Source organism: Acinetobacter sp. YH01010, from assembly GCF_013420775.1.
In the GTDB taxonomy this organism is placed as follows: Bacteria; Pseudomonadota; Gammaproteobacteria; order Pseudomonadales; family Moraxellaceae; genus Acinetobacter; species Acinetobacter amyesii.
This window is the reverse complement of sequence record NZ_VOYF01000015.1, coordinates 59,270-78,725: the sequence shown is the minus strand read 5'-3', so window position 1 is coordinate 78,725 and position 19,456 is coordinate 59,270. Positions and strand designations below refer to the sequence as shown.

General features: G+C 39.1%; 10 protein-coding genes. All 10 read left to right on the top strand.

What is annotated here, in order from left to right:
* Positions 1 to 243 precede the first annotated feature (243 nt).
* The 10 genes from FTT77_RS13465 (at position 244) to FTT77_RS13420 (ending at position 19,414) form a co-directional block, all read left to right on the top strand.
* Complete coding sequence (locus FTT77_RS13465) at positions 244 to 4,686, top strand: hypothetical protein (RefSeq protein WP_005028696.1); 4,443 nt, start codon at positions 244 to 246, stop codon at positions 4,684 to 4,686.
* Between the two features lie 2 nt (positions 4,687 to 4,688).
* A complete protein-coding gene (locus tag FTT77_RS13460) occupies positions 4,689 to 5,582 on the top strand; it encodes a hypothetical protein (protein ID WP_005028694.1) in 894 nt (297 codons plus the stop codon).
* Positions 5,583 to 5,650: 68 nt separating this feature from the next.
* Positions 5,651 to 6,079, top strand: a complete 429-nt coding sequence (locus FTT77_RS13455; protein WP_005028693.1) for a hypothetical protein — start codon at positions 5,651 to 5,653, stop codon at positions 6,077 to 6,079.
* 9 nt (positions 6,080 to 6,088) lie between these two features.
* A complete protein-coding gene (locus FTT77_RS13450) occupies positions 6,089 to 6,889 on the top strand; it encodes a hypothetical protein (protein WP_024160804.1) in 801 nt (266 codons plus the stop codon).
* A gap of 25 nt (positions 6,890 to 6,914) precedes the next feature.
* Positions 6,915 to 7,877 carry a hypothetical protein gene (locus FTT77_RS13445; RefSeq protein ID WP_005028689.1) on the top strand — a complete coding sequence of 321 codons (963 nt, stop codon included), beginning with the start codon at positions 6,915 to 6,917 and terminating at the stop codon, positions 7,875 to 7,877.
* 12 nt (positions 7,878 to 7,889) lie between these two features.
* Complete coding sequence (locus tag FTT77_RS13440; RefSeq protein ID WP_005028686.1) at positions 7,890 to 8,726, top strand: hypothetical protein; 837 nt, start codon at positions 7,890 to 7,892, stop codon at positions 8,724 to 8,726.
* Between the two features lie 5 nt (positions 8,727 to 8,731).
* Positions 8,732 to 9,922, top strand: a complete 1,191-nt coding sequence (locus FTT77_RS13435; RefSeq protein WP_005028684.1) for a hypothetical protein — start codon at positions 8,732 to 8,734, stop codon at positions 9,920 to 9,922.
* A 12-nt stretch (positions 9,923 to 9,934) separates the two neighbouring features.
* A complete protein-coding gene (locus FTT77_RS13430; protein ID WP_180087402.1) occupies positions 9,935 to 11,176 on the top strand; it encodes a hypothetical protein in 1,242 nt (413 codons plus the stop codon).
* Positions 11,177 to 11,384: 208 nt separating this feature from the next.
* Positions 11,385 to 18,671 carry an LPD1 domain-containing protein gene (locus FTT77_RS13425; RefSeq protein WP_151532484.1) on the top strand — a complete coding sequence of 2,429 codons (7,287 nt, stop codon included), beginning with the start codon at positions 11,385 to 11,387 and terminating at the stop codon, positions 18,669 to 18,671.
* Between the two features lie 83 nt (positions 18,672 to 18,754).
* The gene (locus tag FTT77_RS13420; RefSeq protein WP_005028677.1) at positions 18,755 to 19,414 is read left to right on the top strand and encodes a hypothetical protein; all 660 of its coding nucleotides are present in this window, start codon (positions 18,755 to 18,757) and stop codon (positions 19,412 to 19,414) included.
* Positions 19,415 to 19,456 lie beyond the last annotated feature (42 nt).

The window sequence follows — 19,456 nt, the reverse complement described above, 5'->3', positions numbered from 1 at the left end:
ACCATGTATCATATCCGTGACGATCACATTGACGTTTTAAAAAACAAATACAGGTATTTTATGTGCAACTCTAATCCCTTAGAGGAATCTTCTAATAACTCAGATTTAGTGGATTTTGACAGTGAATTAGACATCACAACTGGTTTTAATTCTGACTTTAAAGAAGACTTTATTTGGAATGTTGATACAGATTCTAAAAAGGACTCTTAAAACCAGGAAGGCCACCTGTCATAAGGATCAAATATGGACCAAAGCCCTAAACAAGATAATTTTGACGAGCAAACACTTGATCAACTGCAAGACGGCCAATCATTAACTTTCAATGAGGGCCTGGAACAGTGGGATGATTTAAGTTTGGACGGCGTGGAATTTCAATCCATCCAGCCTACGCCACAACAAAACAATGTTGCACAAGATCAATCGCAACAATACCAGTCTGAACCATATCCCAATGATCCCCTATCTGAACCTCCATTAATGGAAGAACCGCCAGTCATGCAAGATGATGGGTATCAAAATAATCAGTATGATCAGTATGATCAGTATGAACAATATGATCAGCCTATGGGCGGTAACTCTGTACCTCCTGGGCACCCAGATTATGATTACGCTCCCCCTCTTGAAGATACTCGGTTGAACGATGATGAACCGATGTTTTTTGACGAAGGTGATTATGAGCGTAGTAGTTACCCGAATTACGAGAATGAACGGTCCATCATTCCTGAAAACACGTTTGATCTTTCCGCTGTCACTGTCAATGATTTAGCTGAACTTGATCCTGTTCTGATTGGTAAAGTATTTGATGCACTTGAGCAAAGAGAGCCAGCCAGTCAATTAGAATTCTTTGCAGACATCGGGCTTGATCTGCAGAATGATGATGATCTTAAGTTTATTGCGGCTCTGAATAAAATCCAGACTAAAAACGCACTGGACCAAGGATTAGGCAATATTGCTGAAAATAACAGTTCATTGCCAGTTGAAGACCGTGTTTATACAACTGCAGACTCTAAATTATACCTATCAGACAATGATCCTGATTTCCTCCTTTCCAAAGAAGAGAATCCATTTGAAGCCGTTCAAGTGGCTGAAAAAACCCTCTTTAACTTTGAGACAAAATCTTTTATCACTCAGCCCTACTATGGTTTAAGCCTGAAGGGTGCAACTAAAGAAAATGCCCTCAACTTCCTGAGTAATCGTCAATTCGCGATTGAAGGCCTGATTAACCAAAACCAAGTCGTGCGTGAAGCAAAACAGCAGATCTACAACGAAGTTACGGGTGCACCGAATACCTATTTTTCAGGTGAATTAACCGATAAAAACCAAATTAACGCATTGATGCGCCAAGTGCGTGACTTTTGCTTAATTCGTGGGATTGAAGCTGAAGAACTTGGCTTAGTGCCAAAATCTATCGTCATGGATCAATGGCGTGTGAATAGCGACCATACAGCTGCTCGACTTGAACAACTTGAGATTCACTATCTTGAATTCAATACGGACACGTTAACCAAGGAAGTAATTCAGTTATTAGAAACCCGTGAACATAGCGACCAGTTACAAGCTGCTCTACTTTTGAAAGAACATAAAGAAAATCAGAAGACTAAAGAGACAGTAAAGGAAGATGTTGAATCAGCTGATCCGAATGCACCAAAAGGTACACCAAAGAGCACATTAAACATTGCTGGTGGTCCACAAGACAAAGCAAGTTTGGCTGCAAGTAGCGTTGCCTCTAAAAGCTTTAAGGATATGCGAAATGAGGAAGGTAACGAACGTCCTCCTTTAGCGCGTGAAAATAGCCACGGCCATCCACGAACGGTCGCTGATGAACTCGCTGCGCTCAGTGCAAAAATGATTGCAGTCATGATTGAACTGGTTAAGAAAACAATCAAGTTGATCATTGCAGCGATTATGGCCATGTTCAACAAGAACAAAAGCCTTGATAACCTGAAAAACATTTGGGATAAACCAATCAATCCTGATGTTACCGTTAAAAGTAACCATCCAGACGCACAACAACCCGAACAGCTTGCCAATACAGCCGATAAATCAAAATTGACTGAACTTGGTAAGAATGCCGATATTTTAAAACCGATCTCTAAAGAGCAAATGTTGCCTCTTTTAAACGATCCATATACCACTCAACTGAATAAAGACCGTGACGGCGTTACCTTAGAAGAATTCGATCTAAATGTCGGTAAAGTCTATGCCATTGACGGTGAACAATACATCGTGATTGATGTAGTCGGTAAGGATTCTGTCGAAGGTGTTGAATCCTCTACCCCATTTATCAAACTAGTTAAAGAAGCAGATTTACCGCCTCAAGTGGAAGGTAGCGATGCACCTACCCCGATTACGCCGTTCTATTTAGAAGCGATTGAAGACAAAGTAACGTTTCTCTCAATTGAAGAACTGCATGAAGGCATTAAGTCTGAAAAGATCCATGAGTTTGAAGGTCGCTTTTTTGAACCCATTTGTTCTCAGTACTTAGAACAAGCACGTATGTTCCTTGGTGCCGAATATCCATTAGGGCAAGATCCAGAACAAATGACTGAAGAAGCCAAAGCTTCATACAAAGATCAGTTTATTCAACGTGCCTATCAATCAGGTCAAATAATTTCGGATCAAGTAAAGAAAGTCAAATCTAAACTTTCAAACCTTTTGGGTAAGTTTAAAGGCAATACTGCAGAACAGTCGGCAACTCAATCAGCACCGCAAAGCCAAGACCAAAACAATGACGGTAAACCAATGAACCCTTATGACAGTATTTATGTTGATCATGATTCTGACTTAGAAGCATTCTTTAAAGACCGTCACAACAATGTTTCTTATGCTGAAATTGAACAGTTTGTCGGTATGGTTTATGAAGATGAAACAACCCAAACCAATATGGTTGTTTTGGATATAGCTTCCGATAATCTGGATAAACGTGCGATCGTTGTGCCTCTTTCGGTGATTGAAGATCTCGAAAATATCACTGAACAAGATGTGCTTTATCTTAAAGACATCGTGAATGAATCCTCTACCGTTCCACTGTATGAGCTGGAGTCTGTCGAGCCGATAGACGAGTTAAATGCGCTTGGTAAATTTTCAAGTGAATATTTAGACAAGCTCAAAGCCGATACCATCAACAATACTGCAGAACAGACTAATACTTATGCCAGATCTGCCGAACGTGAACTTGAACTTTCAAAAATGATTTTGGAAGGCAAGCTCAGTGTTGTAGGTGCCATGGTGAAAACGGATTACGGTCAATTCGTGGTACTGACTTCAGATTCGGAAGGTCATAAATCAATTGCACCCGAATACAACGCCGTGGCCATTACTAACCTTGATCGTCAAATTACCACGGAAGATATTATTAATGCCGGTATTACAACGATACCGCGTAAAGATATTTTAGAGTGGAATACTGTCACGGCGCTCAATGAAGAATCTGCCAATCAGGTGACTTATTTAGATCCTGAAGTTTACCAGGCAGTAAGTAATGCAATTCATCAAAATCGCGAAAAAGAATTGATTCAAACTTTGAGTACGTTACAACCCTCTGCAGCACTCAATAGCATCGGTTCAAAAATCATTACGCAAGATGGCAATACATATATTGGTCTATGCGCCAAAGATGATGGCAAATCAGGCGAGTACTACGCCGTAAAAGCTCCAGATAATCAACTCTCCCCGATTGGCGCAAGCTATATCAATGATGTTGGTGTTGAAGTCATTAGCCGTAGTCAAATTGCTGAATTTCAGAATGCGGAAAATAATCAGCAACAACTAATCAGCCATGATGTGTTTGTTACATTGCTAAATGCAGTCAATAACAGCAATGAACAAGAAGTACTTCACCTCTTCTCTAACTTGGACCAGGTGAAACAACAAATTAAAGATTCGTTATTCAGCGAAAAGGAAAGTGAAAAAGTGATTGAACAAAATCAATTTATTGAACAACTGAAAAACAATAACCTTGTGAAAGCCGATCACATTAACGCGCTTAATCAAATTGCTGATCAGATTCAAAATACGCAACTGAAAAATGTTGTTAAAGGTATGGCCTCAACCGTTGTTGCGCCTGAAAACTCTCAAAACGAGATGTATGTTCAAAGCTTTCTACATCTCAACCAACGCCTAGACACGTTACAACAAGATTTAAAGCTTCAAGCAGCATCAAATCTTATGAATGCTGAATATAAGCAACTTTTTGAATGTATGGATGATCATCTAGTACTACCTACTGCGTATGGTGATGCCAAGTTTGTAAACCTTAATAGTGTTGAGCCTCGTATTGTTGAATTTAGAAACTCGGCTGAAACAGGTCAAATCTTTGACAGCTTCAACGCCGTGATTGCCGAAACAGGAAACGTGGAAATTGCGCTTCAGCACTTAAAGCAAGAGATCTTAACCGATCACTATATCGCTGCGATTCATGAGGATGTGAAGTTACACCGTCTAGAACAGCAAGACATGGAAAAAATCAAAGAAGTGAATCAGATCCTTGAAGCTGATTTTGATAAAACTGGCCTACGCTTAGAAGCGCTCCAAGATGGTTTGAATCTCAATACTAAAAACTACTTAGACCAAGTAAAGCTTGAGAAAAATACGACATCTCAATTTTTGAGTGACCTTGATAAGCATATAGATTTAGAAGTCGCACGTAGAAACGATCATGACAATGATCAAACATTGGGGCGTTAATCATGGATCTCTATAAAAACGTAACTGGCGACATCGATGCGATGATTACTTTTGATAAAATCTTAGGTGGTTTTGGTCAAAATACAGTGAATACCACGCGTGAGCGTGTTCAAATCAACTCTAAGCATGAAAAGGTAGAGCGTGAGATTGAAGGTGCCAGTCCGTACCTTAAAAGCGATTATGAGCTATTTGTCGAGCATCACAATATGTTGATGCAAGAGTATCGGGCAACTCAGCTACATTTACGCAATATCTTAGAAAAGAAAAATGAGGTTAAAAGCATTCAAAAGCTTGCGGATCTCTGCGAACGGCACCAGTGCTCCAACATCGCTCAATTATTCGTTGAAAAAAATGAAGATGAATATGTATTGCAATGCTTTCAAGACTTTCAGCAAGACTTAGAAAACAATAATGCTCTCCGAAAAGACTTTAATCACTTTTCAGACTCGTTTGAAGCCTACCGATACAATATGGAGATCTGTAATAAGCTTTCTGGTATCGATCAGCCGTTTACCCTTGAACGTCCGAATGACAGACAGTTGAATTTCGTTATCCATAGTCATGAAAACATCAATAAAACATTGTTGGACTATCAGGCGAAGATCATTGAGCAACAAACAACTGTAGACCAGCTCAAGCAAGATGCTTCCTATACTGCCCTATTTCCGATCGCAACCAATGATAAGAACATGTTCTCAATTGCAGCGACCGAAGTTTATGTAGAACAGTCACCAAAATATCAAGACTATCTTAAGGTCATTAAAAATGAGCTTAAGAACATAAACGAAACGGGTAAAAATACGTTTAGTCAGCATTACAAAGATACTATTACGCAAAGCAATCTTGAAAACGTTAAAACTAAAGAAAGCGCTTCAACTTATAGCAATGGGTTTTAATTAATTTTAAATAAAAACATTTAGGGTGTTTTAAGATAGAATCTAAATACCCTTTAATGGAGTTAAACATGATTCAAACTAAAATCACTGAACCGACAAGAACGCCGTTTAATCCTCATGGTTTTGCAGATGCAACGCCTTTACATGCGTTTTACTTGGAATTATTAGAAAAGGGATTAATCCATAAAGCTCTTGAAGAAGGTAATTTGGAATTTGAAAACCAAAACTTGTTCATGACGATCGATTGGGAATCAATAGACGTTCAAATGGATGCTTATACGTTTGATGTGAAATTAGATATTGTATGTGGCGTCATACTTGATGAACAAAAAGTCACGAATAGCATTCAAGTGTTTATTAATGAGCAAACTTTGTTTATAGCTTCAGCTAAAACCTTTAACCCTAAATCTGGTCTAACGCAAAGTCTTAACTTTGATATTCCTTTACGTGTTTTAAGTCAAATGGGCTATTACGCCCTACCTCTCAAAGAGGACTAAATCGTGGGAATGAGCATAGAAAGCCAAAACATAGCATTGTCTCAAGAGCCTACAACCTTTGTACCAGAAGCTTTTGTACACTCTATTAACTACTTTTGTCAGACCTTAGAGAACACTTTTCATTTTGATAAGCGTTCACTCAATTTCTTTGAACCAGGTACACCAAAAGAATACGGCTTGTATCTTACTGAACAGCATTGCCTTGTTTTTTTGAATGCTTGCAGTAGTGGCTATCTTGGCGAAACACGCAAAGTTACCAGCTTCACCGCTTTTGTGCTTTTAAATCAAAAAAACAATGAATCTGAAATGCTCGACATCACGTTAAACGATCCAAAACGTGTAGAGGAACATTTCAAAACTGCGTCTAAAGATCAGATCAATATTTACTTAAAGAACGTGCATGAATTAAGTAATTTTCTGAAAAATAAGTACTCGGATTCAGGTTTTTTAAAAGATATTGTGACTGAGGAAGGTTTTTCTAAAACCCTAAAGCCATCGGTTTTACAGGAATGCTTAAAAGAGGAAGTAGAGCTAATTAATACTTTAATGTGTTTGGTTAGTACTCAGTTTATATATATTACGACAGCTATTATTTTTAAGCGTCCTATTTTAAAAGAATTCATAAAACTATGTTTAACCAATGAGAAGTATATACTACAATATGGTGAAGAATGGTATTATGATTCTATATATAAGTTCGCTAAAAGGATATATGAGTTAAAACACCTTATAGCTACCTTATATTTAAGTAGTGAAGCTGTAGTAAAAGATGTTGTAGTGCTTTGCGAACTTGCTTCTAAAAAACATTAATCATAACTCTTTTAAAGGGCTAGATATGCGTAACAATCACAAGAAAGCTAAAAGGCTACAACAAGTTCGGGGCAAGACTTTAAGGACTAACCCTAATCTACAAAATGTTAAGCCAGCTTTTAAAACTAAAAGTGCTTTAAGCATTTTTGTTGCTACCGTTATTGGGTGTTCAAGTGCTATTGCAGTTCAACAAAGTTCCGTTGCTTCTGTTACCAGTAATACTCAAAACATGGGTAACTTAAACATCGCAACATCATCGACCATTGCAAGTAGCTCTGGTGGTGATACGCCTTTGTCGAATTCAAATAGCGGATATTATTCGTCTACCAGTTCTAATTCGTCATTCAACTCTACTGCTGCTGAAAACAACTTCATGGCGGTTAAAAAAGGTGAACAAGCAGCTGCTCAAAACATTCAAACCAATATTGAATCATGTGCAACTGATGGGATCGGTAAAGTCGTTAAAGACAACTTAGATCTACAAATGACGGTTTGGGGTCGTCCAATCGATATTAACAAAATGTTCAGTCCAGCTAGTCAAGGTGGCTGTTTTGCTGACATCGGTAAAATCATTGACCTTTCTGTGACTATTCCATCACTTGATACAATCATCAATGCAGCGCAACAAATGGTTGTCGATTACGCGACTAAAAAAGCGTGTGACGCAATGAAAACTGCAAGTACTGAACTTGTTGGCCCATTGAATGATGTTATAGGTGAAATCAACAAAGCTGGTCAATATACTGATGTATCGGGTGCGCTTGGTACTGCTGTGAATGGTCAACTTGGTAAACTTGATCCTGGTCTAGTTATGCCTAGCGGTGCTTTTGAGGGTGGAGATACTTATACAATCAATGGTAGTAGCTCGACTAGTCCAGTTTCTTATTCAACTGATCAAAAAGCCAGTACTAGCACACCGTCTAACGCAAAAACTTCAAGTTCAGAATCTACTTCTGTCACCCAATCAATTAAAGACTTTTTCTCTTAAGTTGGGGGTGGTATGAAAAATAGAAATAATCTGCGTAAAAGAAGAATTACTGTTAATCAGTTTTCACCTGTTAAAGCAATTGCGGTGGGTACTTTAACGGTTGGTCTATTATCCGTACCACTTTTTACCAATGCTTTTAGTCTTGGCACTATCCTTTCTGAGCTTGCAATACAAGCTCAGCAATTGATGGTACGTTCTGCTGTGCGTGTATCTACTCAACAAACAGCGGTCAGTGCAAATCAAATTGTTGATAACCAAACGCGTGATTCAGAAATGATCGTTGCTGGTATTCAAAGTGTCGATAAAAATATTGAGATCAAAAAAGCGATTTTAAATTCTGGTACGAATGCTGCCCTCCCTGATTCAGCTTTTTGTACGGCTCTTGAAGAACGTGAACAAACCGATCTCAATAGAAACTTAAAAGACTTTAACGTTTCTAAATACATGCAAGATGTTTCAGGGAAACTTTTCTCAAATTCAACAGATGAAGCAACCTCACCATATGCGTTTCACTTGGCGACCTCGTGTGGCGTAGAAGAAGCAAAAATGGGTGTCTGTAATTTGATTCCAAATGGTCTGCAGTATGGCGACATTGATACTGCTTTTGTTTTTTCTCGTTCTCGACTTTCTGAACAGCAAGCGACTGTTGCATTGAACTACTCGTCAATTGCATCTAACAACGTTGTTCCAGTCGGATTGATGGAATGCTCTTCATCAACTTGCGTTGATTTTCAAAATAAATACATGGCTGGAAGTACTCTTTCATCACTGGCTAACTATTCGGTGGCTAATAATGTGATGCAACGCACTACACCAAACTCCAATGCTTCAGCCAAATTCTTTGAGTAATGACTATGAGAAAGCGTAAAAATACTTTAAGACAGCCTAAAGGAAAATCAAAGTTTGTACCTGTCATTTTAGGTGCAACTTTGGTGATTAGTAGTCCTGTTTTTGCTGAATGGGCTACGGTTGGTTTGGGTACGATTATGAGCGAGATGTCTTCTCAGATTCCTAAGCATGCAAGCAACCAAGCAAATGATATTCAACAAGTATCTCAAAGTACCCGTAGAAAGTTAGATGATTCGACTGAAAACATCGTTGCAGCGCTTAAAGTTGCGGTGAAGCAAAAGGCGCAAGCTGCTAACCAAATTACCGATGCGACAACTAAAAACACCCAAACTATTGCCTCTGGTATTCAAGCGCTTTTACAGTCAGATACCATGAAAAAAGCACAATTTGCTTATGGCGCCAATACTGGTCAAGGCTTTAAGTCTTGTGAGGTTTTGGCTGAAAATACAAATATGTCGAGTGCATCTGGTCAAGTGATTGATCAAGCAGCTGATATGGCGACTCAAACTTCTCAAGTCGGCGGTAAATTAGTTGGCTCTCAACAGGAAGTGATTAATCAACGCCTAAACGTGCATAAAGCTGAATTCTGTACGGTTGCTGAAGCACAAGCTGGTCAATGTACGTTGTCTAAATTACCGGGTGGCGATACCAATGCTTCCCTACTGTTTAAGTCTGTTGCACCTGGCTCAAAAGAAGCTCTTGCAAGACATTACGTGCGTGAAAACATTTTAGGTACACCAGATAAATCATTGTCTAATGCAACGGCACGTACTCCAGCTGGTCGAGATTATTTGCAAGCAACCAACCAAAAAACAGCTTTACTTGCTATGCCAGCGTATAGCTTGGCGGTTATTGACGCGCAAAATACAAAATCATTCAAAGATATTGACGGCAAAATGGTGTCTGCCAACGATTTGATCGACCAAACAATCGCACGTTACTACGGTGGTCCTGAAGCTAAAAAATGGCAAATGGCGATGGCGATGCAAGATCCACGCGGTCTACTTAAAGAAGCCAATATCATTAACGGCGTTTCTGTTTATTTAGATCTTCAAACTTACAAGCAAAGTTTGCGTGAAGAAGGTTTATTGTCTGCATTACTTTTAGCGAAATCTCAGCCGATAAAAGATGATGTGAAAACGAAATACGGCCAGTCAGTGAAAGTTAAGCTTTCACAAACTATGCCTCAATTTTAAGGAGACTAAATAATGCGTACTCCGAAAAGAACATCACGTAAAGTTATGAAAGCGCCACAAGCGCACGGCTCTCGTTCAAAAATTAGTGCACTCGGTTTAACCCTCGCCATTATTAGCGGTTCTGCATCTGCTTATTACTGTGCTTCCGTGGGCAACCCGATGGCAGTAAATACCTTGAATATGCTTATTCAACAGGCTGATGCGGTGGAAAGCGCTGCGTTACGTGCGTTGGACACAAACTTATCTTTGGGCATTAAAAAGCAACAAGATGATGTGACGGCAGCGATTAAGATCCTGACGAAACAAGAGGCTGTATCTGCTCAAGGTATTTCAGATAACGCACATAAAAACGCACAAAGTCTTGTAACGGCGTACCAAGCTGTTAAACAAAGTGAGCAAATGAAAAAAGCTCAATTTGAGTTTGGTGCACATGGCCAAGCATTTAAAGCGTGTGAAGTTTTAGGCGATCGTGAACAAGCTCAACAAGACAATAAATCTGCTGATAGTTCAATTTTAAATAAAGTTGGCTCTGAAGTGGTTGCTGCGCCTGGTGTCTACATGAACCCTCACAAAGCACAAGAAGCTATGTTACAAGCTCATAATGAGTTTTGTACCACTTCTCAGGCTGCGTCTGGACTATGTGGTGCTGCTGGTGAAAATGCTGGTCTAAGTTTACAAGCTTCAACTTTATTCACGACTGCAGCGCCAGACACGGCGATGGCTCGTGCTCAAAATGCATTGATCAACAACATGGTTGGTCTACCTGATGCTCCAATTGACGGTAGAATTGCGAAAACATCTGCTGGTCAAGATTATGTGATGGCTAAACTGGCGAAAGATGCTTTAACTTCTCCAGCAATTACCTCTTTGAAAGCAATTCAAGCGCAATACTCCCCTGTTGCTGGTGGTGGTACCAATAGTCATGATTCAAGTACCAAACTTGCACCGATGCAACACTTGGAAAAAAGTGTCTCTCGTTATTTAGGTTCAGGGCAAGATTACAAAGACTTTGCTAAATCACAAGCGATTAAAGATGAACGTGGTTTGATGGTCGATGGTTTAATTCAAAGTACTGAACGCTTGAACTTGCAATATCAACAATACAAGTCAAATGAACGTAAAGAAGCGGTATTGGCTGCGCTAGTTTCTGCTGAAAGCAAATTAACTGACGGCTCAATTGAAGTGACTGATCGTTCTAAGTCTACGGGTAACATTCGTAGGATTGCACTTTCACAAACAATGGCAAGTAAATAGCCTGATTTTTTCATTATCAGGCTGATAATGAAAAAAACTTAAAAAAAAGGGATGGTTTTAAGCCATCCCTTTCTTTGTTTAAAACCCTTTTAGATAGTTTCTTTATATAAATTCTCTTATAATCTTTAGTATATACCGTTCAAAAGTAACCGATGGTGCTTTGATATTTTAATTAAAAGATGCTTATACATATTGCCATGGAGTTTATATGTCAACTAAAAAGAAATGGTTGGATCTGAGTAGCTTTGGCGCTCAACTTGTAGTAACCCCTAAAACTGATTTAAGAAACCAAGCAGCCATTATTAAGATTAAAGATGTTGAGCTTTTAGAGAAAAAGTTGAACACATCCTTAAACAGCTTCTTAACAGGTTTAAAAAAGACTGGAAAGTTTGTTTATATCACCAATGAGCAAAATAACGACCTTAGTTTTATGTATAAGAGTTCGCAAGATAGTCTCTCTCTTGCTGACATAAAATCTGTTTTTCCTTACGACTCTAAAAATGACCTCATTGAAATGGATATGTCAGATATATATCTGCAAAACCCAATGAGTAGTGCTGAAAAAAACCAGTGGCAATCCCTATTTGAACTCAATAATCAAAAGTCCGTTGTGCTTTACCAAGCAAAACAGCAAAAACCGTTTGCCCCAAATACAACCATTATGGGTGCGGTTAAACAATTCAATAAAGCAGATTTAGGCTGGAATAAGCTACCGACATTACTGCAGTCCGTAGATCCATTGCCGTTGGCTGATTTAGACAATTACGGGTACCAAGCAGATAAAACACTGACTCGTTATTATGTTGATAAAGAAGCAGCGCTAAATGCTGGACTCATAGAAGATACGATAGAGCCTATTGAACTAAGCAAACAGCTAGTGATTTCGGTTAATTCAGGCGGTGAAGTACTTGCCCTAAAAGATATTACGCAAATTCCTGAGCTGACCAATTATAAAATATCTTCACATCCAGCATGGCCAGCGTATAACAGCTTACCGAAGCAATTTATTGATATTCGAGAGCTGAATAAGGGGCTGAATACGAGCATTGATCCAATTGTGAATGCGCTTAGATCGGATGATCATGCCGTTAATCACCAAGGATTGATCAAGCTTCAAACCTTAGTCACGAAAATCAATGACTGTTTGTATTCATACGAAGAAAACAGCATCCCGTCAGCATTGGCACCATTTGGTATAGAAACAACTGCGTTACAGCTGGTGGACAATGATTGGAAAGTTTGGGAATACAACAACCAAACTTTAGATGTAGAAGAATTCGACCTTGCCGATAAGATTAAGGACCTGATCCAAAGCGTTCAAAATAATATTAATAATTTAAGAACATTTGATCCCTACTCAATTGGTGATAGCAGTTTTGATCGTGAATTAATTTATGAAAGTTTGGATGACATCGGTACAAGTTTAGAAAGCTTGGATCTCAATCAAATTAAGCAAACCATACCGCCTGAACCTAAGGTTCCAGTAAAACGTTTGTTCAATCGAATTGATCACTTTTTTAGACACACCAAGTTTAAGCCGAACATTCCAGAACCAGTCATTAAGGACTCTTTGACTAAACTCGCTTTAATGCGAAAAATTAAGCAAGAATACCTACAAAAAATTGCAAAGCTCAAAGAAGAACGTCAAGCGATTGTTGAAGCGAAAGCAACACATACCATCAGTGAGCGTATTGAAAAAGCGGTTGCGATTCAAGTCGCTGTTGCTACTGAAAATGCGTATGTTTTGGATCAGCAAGCCTATGACGATCAAGCTTATGAAATGGAATTGGCATTAAGTCAGTTAAACATTGCTTCTACGCGTCTGAACAATCTTTATGATAGTTTTTTTGATTCAGTGATAGACCGTGAAGAATACGGCACGGATCTGGATAACTTCCTACAAAGCGTTGTCACCGATGATGAATTGCAAGATGAAATGCAACGTCTATTGGATGAGGCGAACGAGTTTGAAGCTACTCACACCTCAAATGACATTGACATTTATCATTTCAACGTTGATCTAGGTGAAGAACCTAACGGGCTTTGGAATGAAGCTGTTAACCAGTTTGATGTGGTTCATTATTATGATGAACAAGATCAAGAGTTATCTGCAGTCGAAAAGTTTGAATATTCTATTTTGGGATATTCACCATCTCAAGAATCTGCAATGCCAGATTTTAACGATATGGTGTTCTCGAATGCTGTATCAGTGCTGGATAACAGTATTGAGGACATGATTGCGACCAGTGCTGAAAATGTAGGTAAAAACTACTTTTCATTTCATCAGCAAATGCCTCGTATTCTTCAACAACTGCATAGTATTAATAGCCAATTTACGGCGCTTGGTGATGGTGATGCCCATAGCATTGCATCACAATATTTATCGGATGAAAGCTTAGAGCGATTCTATAACCTGTTAGAACAGGACGGTAACTACAAGGGTTTTAATAAGCGTATCGATGTGGCTCATGTGCTTTCTGAGCTGAGTAGCAATATTGGCAACAATCCTGACTCCCCTATCCTTAACCGATTACCTGATATTAGGTCGCAACTCAATCATGCGATAAATGAGGAATTACGTGTACGCACGAATCCTGGTAATGCACTGGCCAACGCGATTGTTTTTGCTGCGACCAATGAAGTTTTGTCTTTAAAAGAAACACTCGAAAAAGATGAAATCTATGTGGTAGACAGCTTTCAAAACTATCTGCCTAAGGTGATACATAAAGACCACTTCAACTCAAATACACAAGAACAGCTTTTTGCCTTAAATAAAAAGGTCGCGGTAAGTATGGCGTATAAGCGCTATCTACAAGACTTTTATCAAAATGCCGTGGGTGAAGAGTCTAAATCTGAAGCGGTTACTGCCATTATTAATAATGAGCACAAGCATATTTTGATGGCACTAGGTTATCTAACACCGACCTACAATGAAGTCACGGCGCCAAAAGACTCGAAAATTGAAAATGTCGTCACGTTGACTGAAGAAGCGGTAAAAACCTACCTAGCTGAAGGTAACGCTTTGATGGTTGAGCCTGAAGTTAGCGCACGTTCTTTGGCGGTGTATAGCAGTACGATAGCATCTGATCAGAACTTCATTCGCTTACTGCCGATGGATCTAGGTCAAAAGGTTAGTTCATTACAAAAGCAAAAAACCATTATGATTAATGGTGCTTCTTCGTTTGAACATATCCTGAGCTCTAATCCGATCAGCAAAAACAAGCTGACCTATGATGACCTTAAGAATGTAATTCTTAATCGTATTTTGACCAAGGAAGCGGTACCGAAATATGAAAAAGGCTTAAAGCTTGATATTGAAGTTAAGAATGTCTATGAGCATGCATCAAGTTTCTTGCCACTTGAAAAGACCGATGTTAACAGTGAAAATGACTTTGGCAATCTCTTTAAACATGGGCTTGTGCTTGAAGCATTACAATCGACTCCAGACTCACTCAAGAATGGATTTAACCTCAACCGTGATTTAATCAATTCTGCCCTACTGCAGTCATTTGAAAATCGTTCTATTGAAGAATGGACGGCACTAAAAAATAAATCTCTCGAGACAAAAACGGGATCTCTTTTAAGCATTATCACCAATCCAGAACGTATCAAAGAGTTTGAGTTTCCTGAGATAAATTTTTATCTCACGGTTTCACCAGCTGATGAACAAAAGCACGGTGCGATTAACTTATATTTCAGCGGTGAACAGATTCCGTCTACCGATCGCTTAATCGTTAAATCAAGTCTGAATGACTTAGCTGCAGACGATAAGGCGCTGTTTAAAGCTTTGACGCTTAGCAATGATTCAGTTTTAAGTACGCAAGAGCAAATGCAGTACTTGATCGACTCATTAGAAAAACGCTATCAGATCTTCCAGTCGATCGAAAACCTACACCTTAAAGAAAAGGTATTGTTTAACCCTGAGTTGGACGATTACAAGGCATTAACTTTGCGTGATGCCGATAATCAATACATCGATCCAACGGCGAAACAAGATCTAATCGATTTTGTGAAAAGCAATGATGTGATGACCAATGTTGATTTGATGAACGTCTTTACCGACTACATCCATCAAAAAGAAATGGATCAAGCGTTTGAAAACGGCTCCAAAATTATTGTGGCCAATGACGGTGCTGATTTAGTGATTTCTGTCATAGATAAAGACACACCAGTTTTACAGCATGATCAATTACGGGTTTTTGATAATGTTGAGCAGTTTGCTAAATTCAACGAGCGTGGTGGATTGTTTAAAGACTTCCAGTTAAACGGGATAAAAGCGCATCTTGTGGACCAAGTATTAAATGATCTTGGGTTACGTGAAAACATACTGCAGACAATCAAGGTGCCATTATCACCCGGTTTTGAAAATATTGATGTTAAAGGCCTTAATGAGATTGTGGCTGTTAATATTTCAACATTGGTCAATAAAATTGATTTTACCTTTGGTGAAAAGCTACTTGAATCTAAAGACCGGTTCGATCTCGCGATTAAAGTTGCCGATGATCAATCTCCGTTAAAACTGGCCATTGTGAATAATGCCGAACATCAGCAATTTGTTGATCAAGGCTATAAAATTCTTCCTACGCCAAAGCACCCGAACTCTAAGAACTTCTTAATTACTGATTTTGCAAAATCATTCAAAAAAGCAGAATTATTTAAGTCTCGCGATCAAGTATATAAACCTGAACATATGGTTCAAAGCGCACCTGTTGTAGAAGTTGCCCAAGAACCATTGGTTGAAGAACCGATCGTAACTGAACCTGAAGTTCAAAAGCCTACTGAACCAGAAGTACAGGAAGCAACGGTAGAAGTTGTAGAGCCGACTGAGCCAGTTGCTCCAGAGCAAACATCACTGTTTGAGTCTGAGGGTAAGCCTGAAGCTGAAGCACCAAAAGAGCCAAAAACAACCAAACCGAAAGCCACTGAGTCACGTTCTGAAGTTGGACTTATTGAAGATACGGGTATGAAAATGCCTGGTGCGAAAAAGGATCTGTATGGTCCACGTTTATCGCTCAGTCAGATTCAAGATATGTCGCTTTTGCAAGTCAAAAACCTAATTACGCGTGACAAAATTTGGAAAAAGGAATCGGTTTTACAAGCAAAAGAAGCTGGTCGAGATATTTACATTCACTTGCTGACTGACGCTGTACGCAAGATGACGAATGATCAGCCACGTTATCCGCTTGAAAATGCCACTGAAGAACAGTTTAAAAAAGTAGGTGCTGGATACTATGACGCTGTTTTAAGTATGCGTGATGCTTTAATGGAAGCAAAAACAGTTCGTGAATTTATTCCTAATGCATGTGATTTATACGTTCGTTTGAATGAAGACAAAGATCTGTTCACGGCGTTTAAATCATTAGATCGGTCATTATTTTCATTGGTAGAAAGCTATGCTGAATATGCTGCCACTGACATGATTATTAGTTCTGAATTGGCGAAAACCGATAGTAGTGAAGCACGTAAAACGCTCACTGAAGCACTTCATCATTTACGGAAAGAGTTACCGCCAGTTAAAGGCACCTACTCTATCTATAAAAAAATACGTAGTGCGATTGATGCCAAACCGTTCCAAGACAAAGTAAAAGCGACTGTTACTTTTAGAAGTGGCAACATTATAGATTCGAGTACGCTATTTAGCAGATCTGATGCTGGTCTATCTGAACAAGTAATGGATCTGTTAACTGCTAAAAAAACCAAAGACGCAACTGCAGAGAATGATGATACTCAAGAAGTCTCGTTATCTGAAAAGAATGTATCGAACATTGTAGATGACACGGCGAGTACCTTAGATGCCCTATTCAAAGAGTATGCTAAGCCTCGTACTATGCGTAAGGCATTCAAGCTCAGTGATGTGGTTGTGACGGAAAACATTGCTTCACGTAATGGCCAAGATGTTACAGCACATACCTTGCAAGCGACCTTTGGATTTAAAGCCGTAGAGTTTGGCGAGTACTTGAACCAGAGCGATCGTCAAATCGCATTAAATAACGCATATGACGGTTGTTTCGCTCTTGCTAAGGCACTTGATATAGATCCGAAATTTGTTGGCTTTAACGGTATGTTGGGTGTTGCTTTTGGTTCGCGTGGACGTTCCGCTGCGATGGCACATTACGAGCCATCTAACCGTGTGATTAACTTAACCAAGAATTCAGGTTTTGGCTCGTTTGGTCATGAATTTTTCCATGCCTATGACCATCTCATTTTTAGTGCGATGACACGCAATCAACCAAAAATGATGATGGAAAACGTACAGCCTTATCTAACTCGTTTTGCAGAATTGAATAACATTAAGTCTGAGAAGTATGCCAACATTAACCAAGATTTGTTGCAAGCTGCAGCCAAAGTAAATCAAGCGATGTATTACTTGCCAATGAAAAAGGATGACTCGATAGAAGTACTTCGCACGAATCTTGAGAATCAAGTCAAGTTTTATGAAACCAGCATCAAAACGATTTTGGATAAAACATTGGTAGATCAACCTGACATTGTTGATTTGTTTACGCCAGATAGAGACAGCATAAAAGAGAAAATTAATACGTTTATTGCGGAACGTGGCAAGTTGCATACTGAACTATCTTCATTGATTAACTTCGCTAATCGTCATGAAGATCCTGAACTTTTCCAAAAGGACGCCATACAACATAGACGTTATATGCACGTTGCCCAAGGCTTGCATAAGTTCTTGTCTGAAAATGAGTATCCAATCCCACGGACTGAGCTCAACAAATATATCTCGCAATCTCGTTCTGAAATTGATCATGATCGTGTCTTTGCAGCGCAAGTACTTGGTGCAGCGAACAGTACAGTCTTTAGATCAGTTGTATTCCGTGATTATCGACAAATGTTGCGTAGTCAGTTTGCGATATGTGCACTCGACTTCATCAAAGAAAACAGCCCTAAACCATTGTCAGATGAACACTTAAAGTTAATTTCTTTAAGCTTACAGACGAACGATCGCTTAACATCAACTAATCAATCTCAGCTAAAAACTGATTTCTACAAAAATGCGATGGTATTAGAGGGCTTAACAAGTGCTAAGAAGCCGTATTGGACGACCGCACATGAAATGTTTGCCCGTAGTGGTGAGCAGTACTTACAAGTGACCTTAGCAGAAATGAACTTGCGTAATGATTGGCTTGTTTACCCATGTCCTGAAGGTGGTTCATCTTCTGTAACTCAACCGCATGGTATAGAAAAAGATGCAATCATGAAGGAGATTCGCGAATTTACGGTGAAAGGCCTGGACTATATTCAGGAAAATATTGCTGAACTGCGTTTTGCTGATCATCAGCAGTATGTCAGAAATGCAATGCACTTCTTCCAACCGGGTACAGATCAACATGAGAACCTAGTTAAATGGAATGAAGTCATTAATGAGATGTCACAAGCTGAATACGATGAATATTGGACTAAGCTCATGACCAACATTGAAGTACAAGCAGATCCAGAATTAAGCAAACAAAAGAATAGCGATCCTGAATTGGCACTATAAGCAATTTTGAGATCTTGGATGCTATCCCCTGTGGGTGGCATCTTTTTTTTATTTAAATCTTATAAATGGAATCAGGGGGCACTATGGCAATAGCAATTCCAAAGCAATTTGCTGGTTTTGGTCTAGCAGTTGCAATTATATCTGTGGCTAATCATTTCGGATTGGTCGATCTCTTTGCTCAAAGTGCTACACGGGCAATATCGAAACAAGCTCAATCAGTAGAGTCAGCCAATCCAGGCCAACCGAATGAACCTGAAAACGGTCTACAAATGGCAAAAGACTATGCTGAACATCAAAAAATGGTAGCCAATAGTGCAGCCATGCCATTTAAAAAAGAAGTGATTAATGTTTCCAGTATGGAAAACACACAACATTTTGGTCCTGTTTCAATGGAATCTCAAAATGTTGATACTGTGTTTATCATTCGAGATAAGGCCACTAAAAGGTTACGAGCCGTTGTTCAGGTACCCAAAAAGCAAACTGTCAATATATCTCTTCCAATTGGTCAATACACCATTCAATATGCCCAAAACAATTATATTAAGGATGCTCCATGGCAAGGATTAAATAAGTTTTGGGGATACGGCACTACCTTTTTAGAAAGTAACCTTGAGCATAATGTTACCTTGGTCCAATATCCGAATAATAGTGGCTACTTTATTCGTGGTACTGGAATTATTGTAGGTGTAGAAGATGGCACCCAACCAGACGAACTCGCTAAAAACGAATTTGTTAAAATGTAACCATCAGCTTTAAGCAAGATGTCACCTATACGGTGGCATTTT

Excerpts from the sequence above, each read along its gene's own strand:
- FTT77_RS13445 (WP_005028689.1), top strand. The coding sequence starts at position 6,915 with ATGCGTAACAATCACAAGAAAGCTAAAAGGCTACAACAAGTTCGGGGC.
- FTT77_RS13465 (WP_005028696.1), top strand. The coding sequence starts at position 244 with ATGGACCAAAGCCCTAAACAAGATAATTTTGACGAGCAAACACTTGAT.
- FTT77_RS13450 (WP_024160804.1), top strand. The coding sequence starts at position 6,089 with ATGAGCATAGAAAGCCAAAACATAGCATTGTCTCAAGAGCCTACAACC.
- FTT77_RS13420 (WP_005028677.1), top strand. The coding sequence starts at position 18,755 with ATGGCAATAGCAATTCCAAAGCAATTTGCTGGTTTTGGTCTAGCAGTT.
- FTT77_RS13455 (WP_005028693.1), top strand. The coding sequence starts at position 5,651 with ATGATTCAAACTAAAATCACTGAACCGACAAGAACGCCGTTTAATCCT.
- FTT77_RS13435 (WP_005028684.1), top strand. The coding sequence starts at position 8,732 with ATGAGAAAGCGTAAAAATACTTTAAGACAGCCTAAAGGAAAATCAAAG.
- FTT77_RS13430 (WP_180087402.1), top strand. The coding sequence starts at position 9,935 with ATGCGTACTCCGAAAAGAACATCACGTAAAGTTATGAAAGCGCCACAA.
- FTT77_RS13460 (WP_005028694.1), top strand. The coding sequence starts at position 4,689 with ATGGATCTCTATAAAAACGTAACTGGCGACATCGATGCGATGATTACT.
- FTT77_RS13425 (WP_151532484.1), top strand. The coding sequence starts at position 11,385 with ATGTCAACTAAAAAGAAATGGTTGGATCTGAGTAGCTTTGGCGCTCAA.
- FTT77_RS13440 (WP_005028686.1), top strand. The coding sequence starts at position 7,890 with ATGAAAAATAGAAATAATCTGCGTAAAAGAAGAATTACTGTTAATCAG.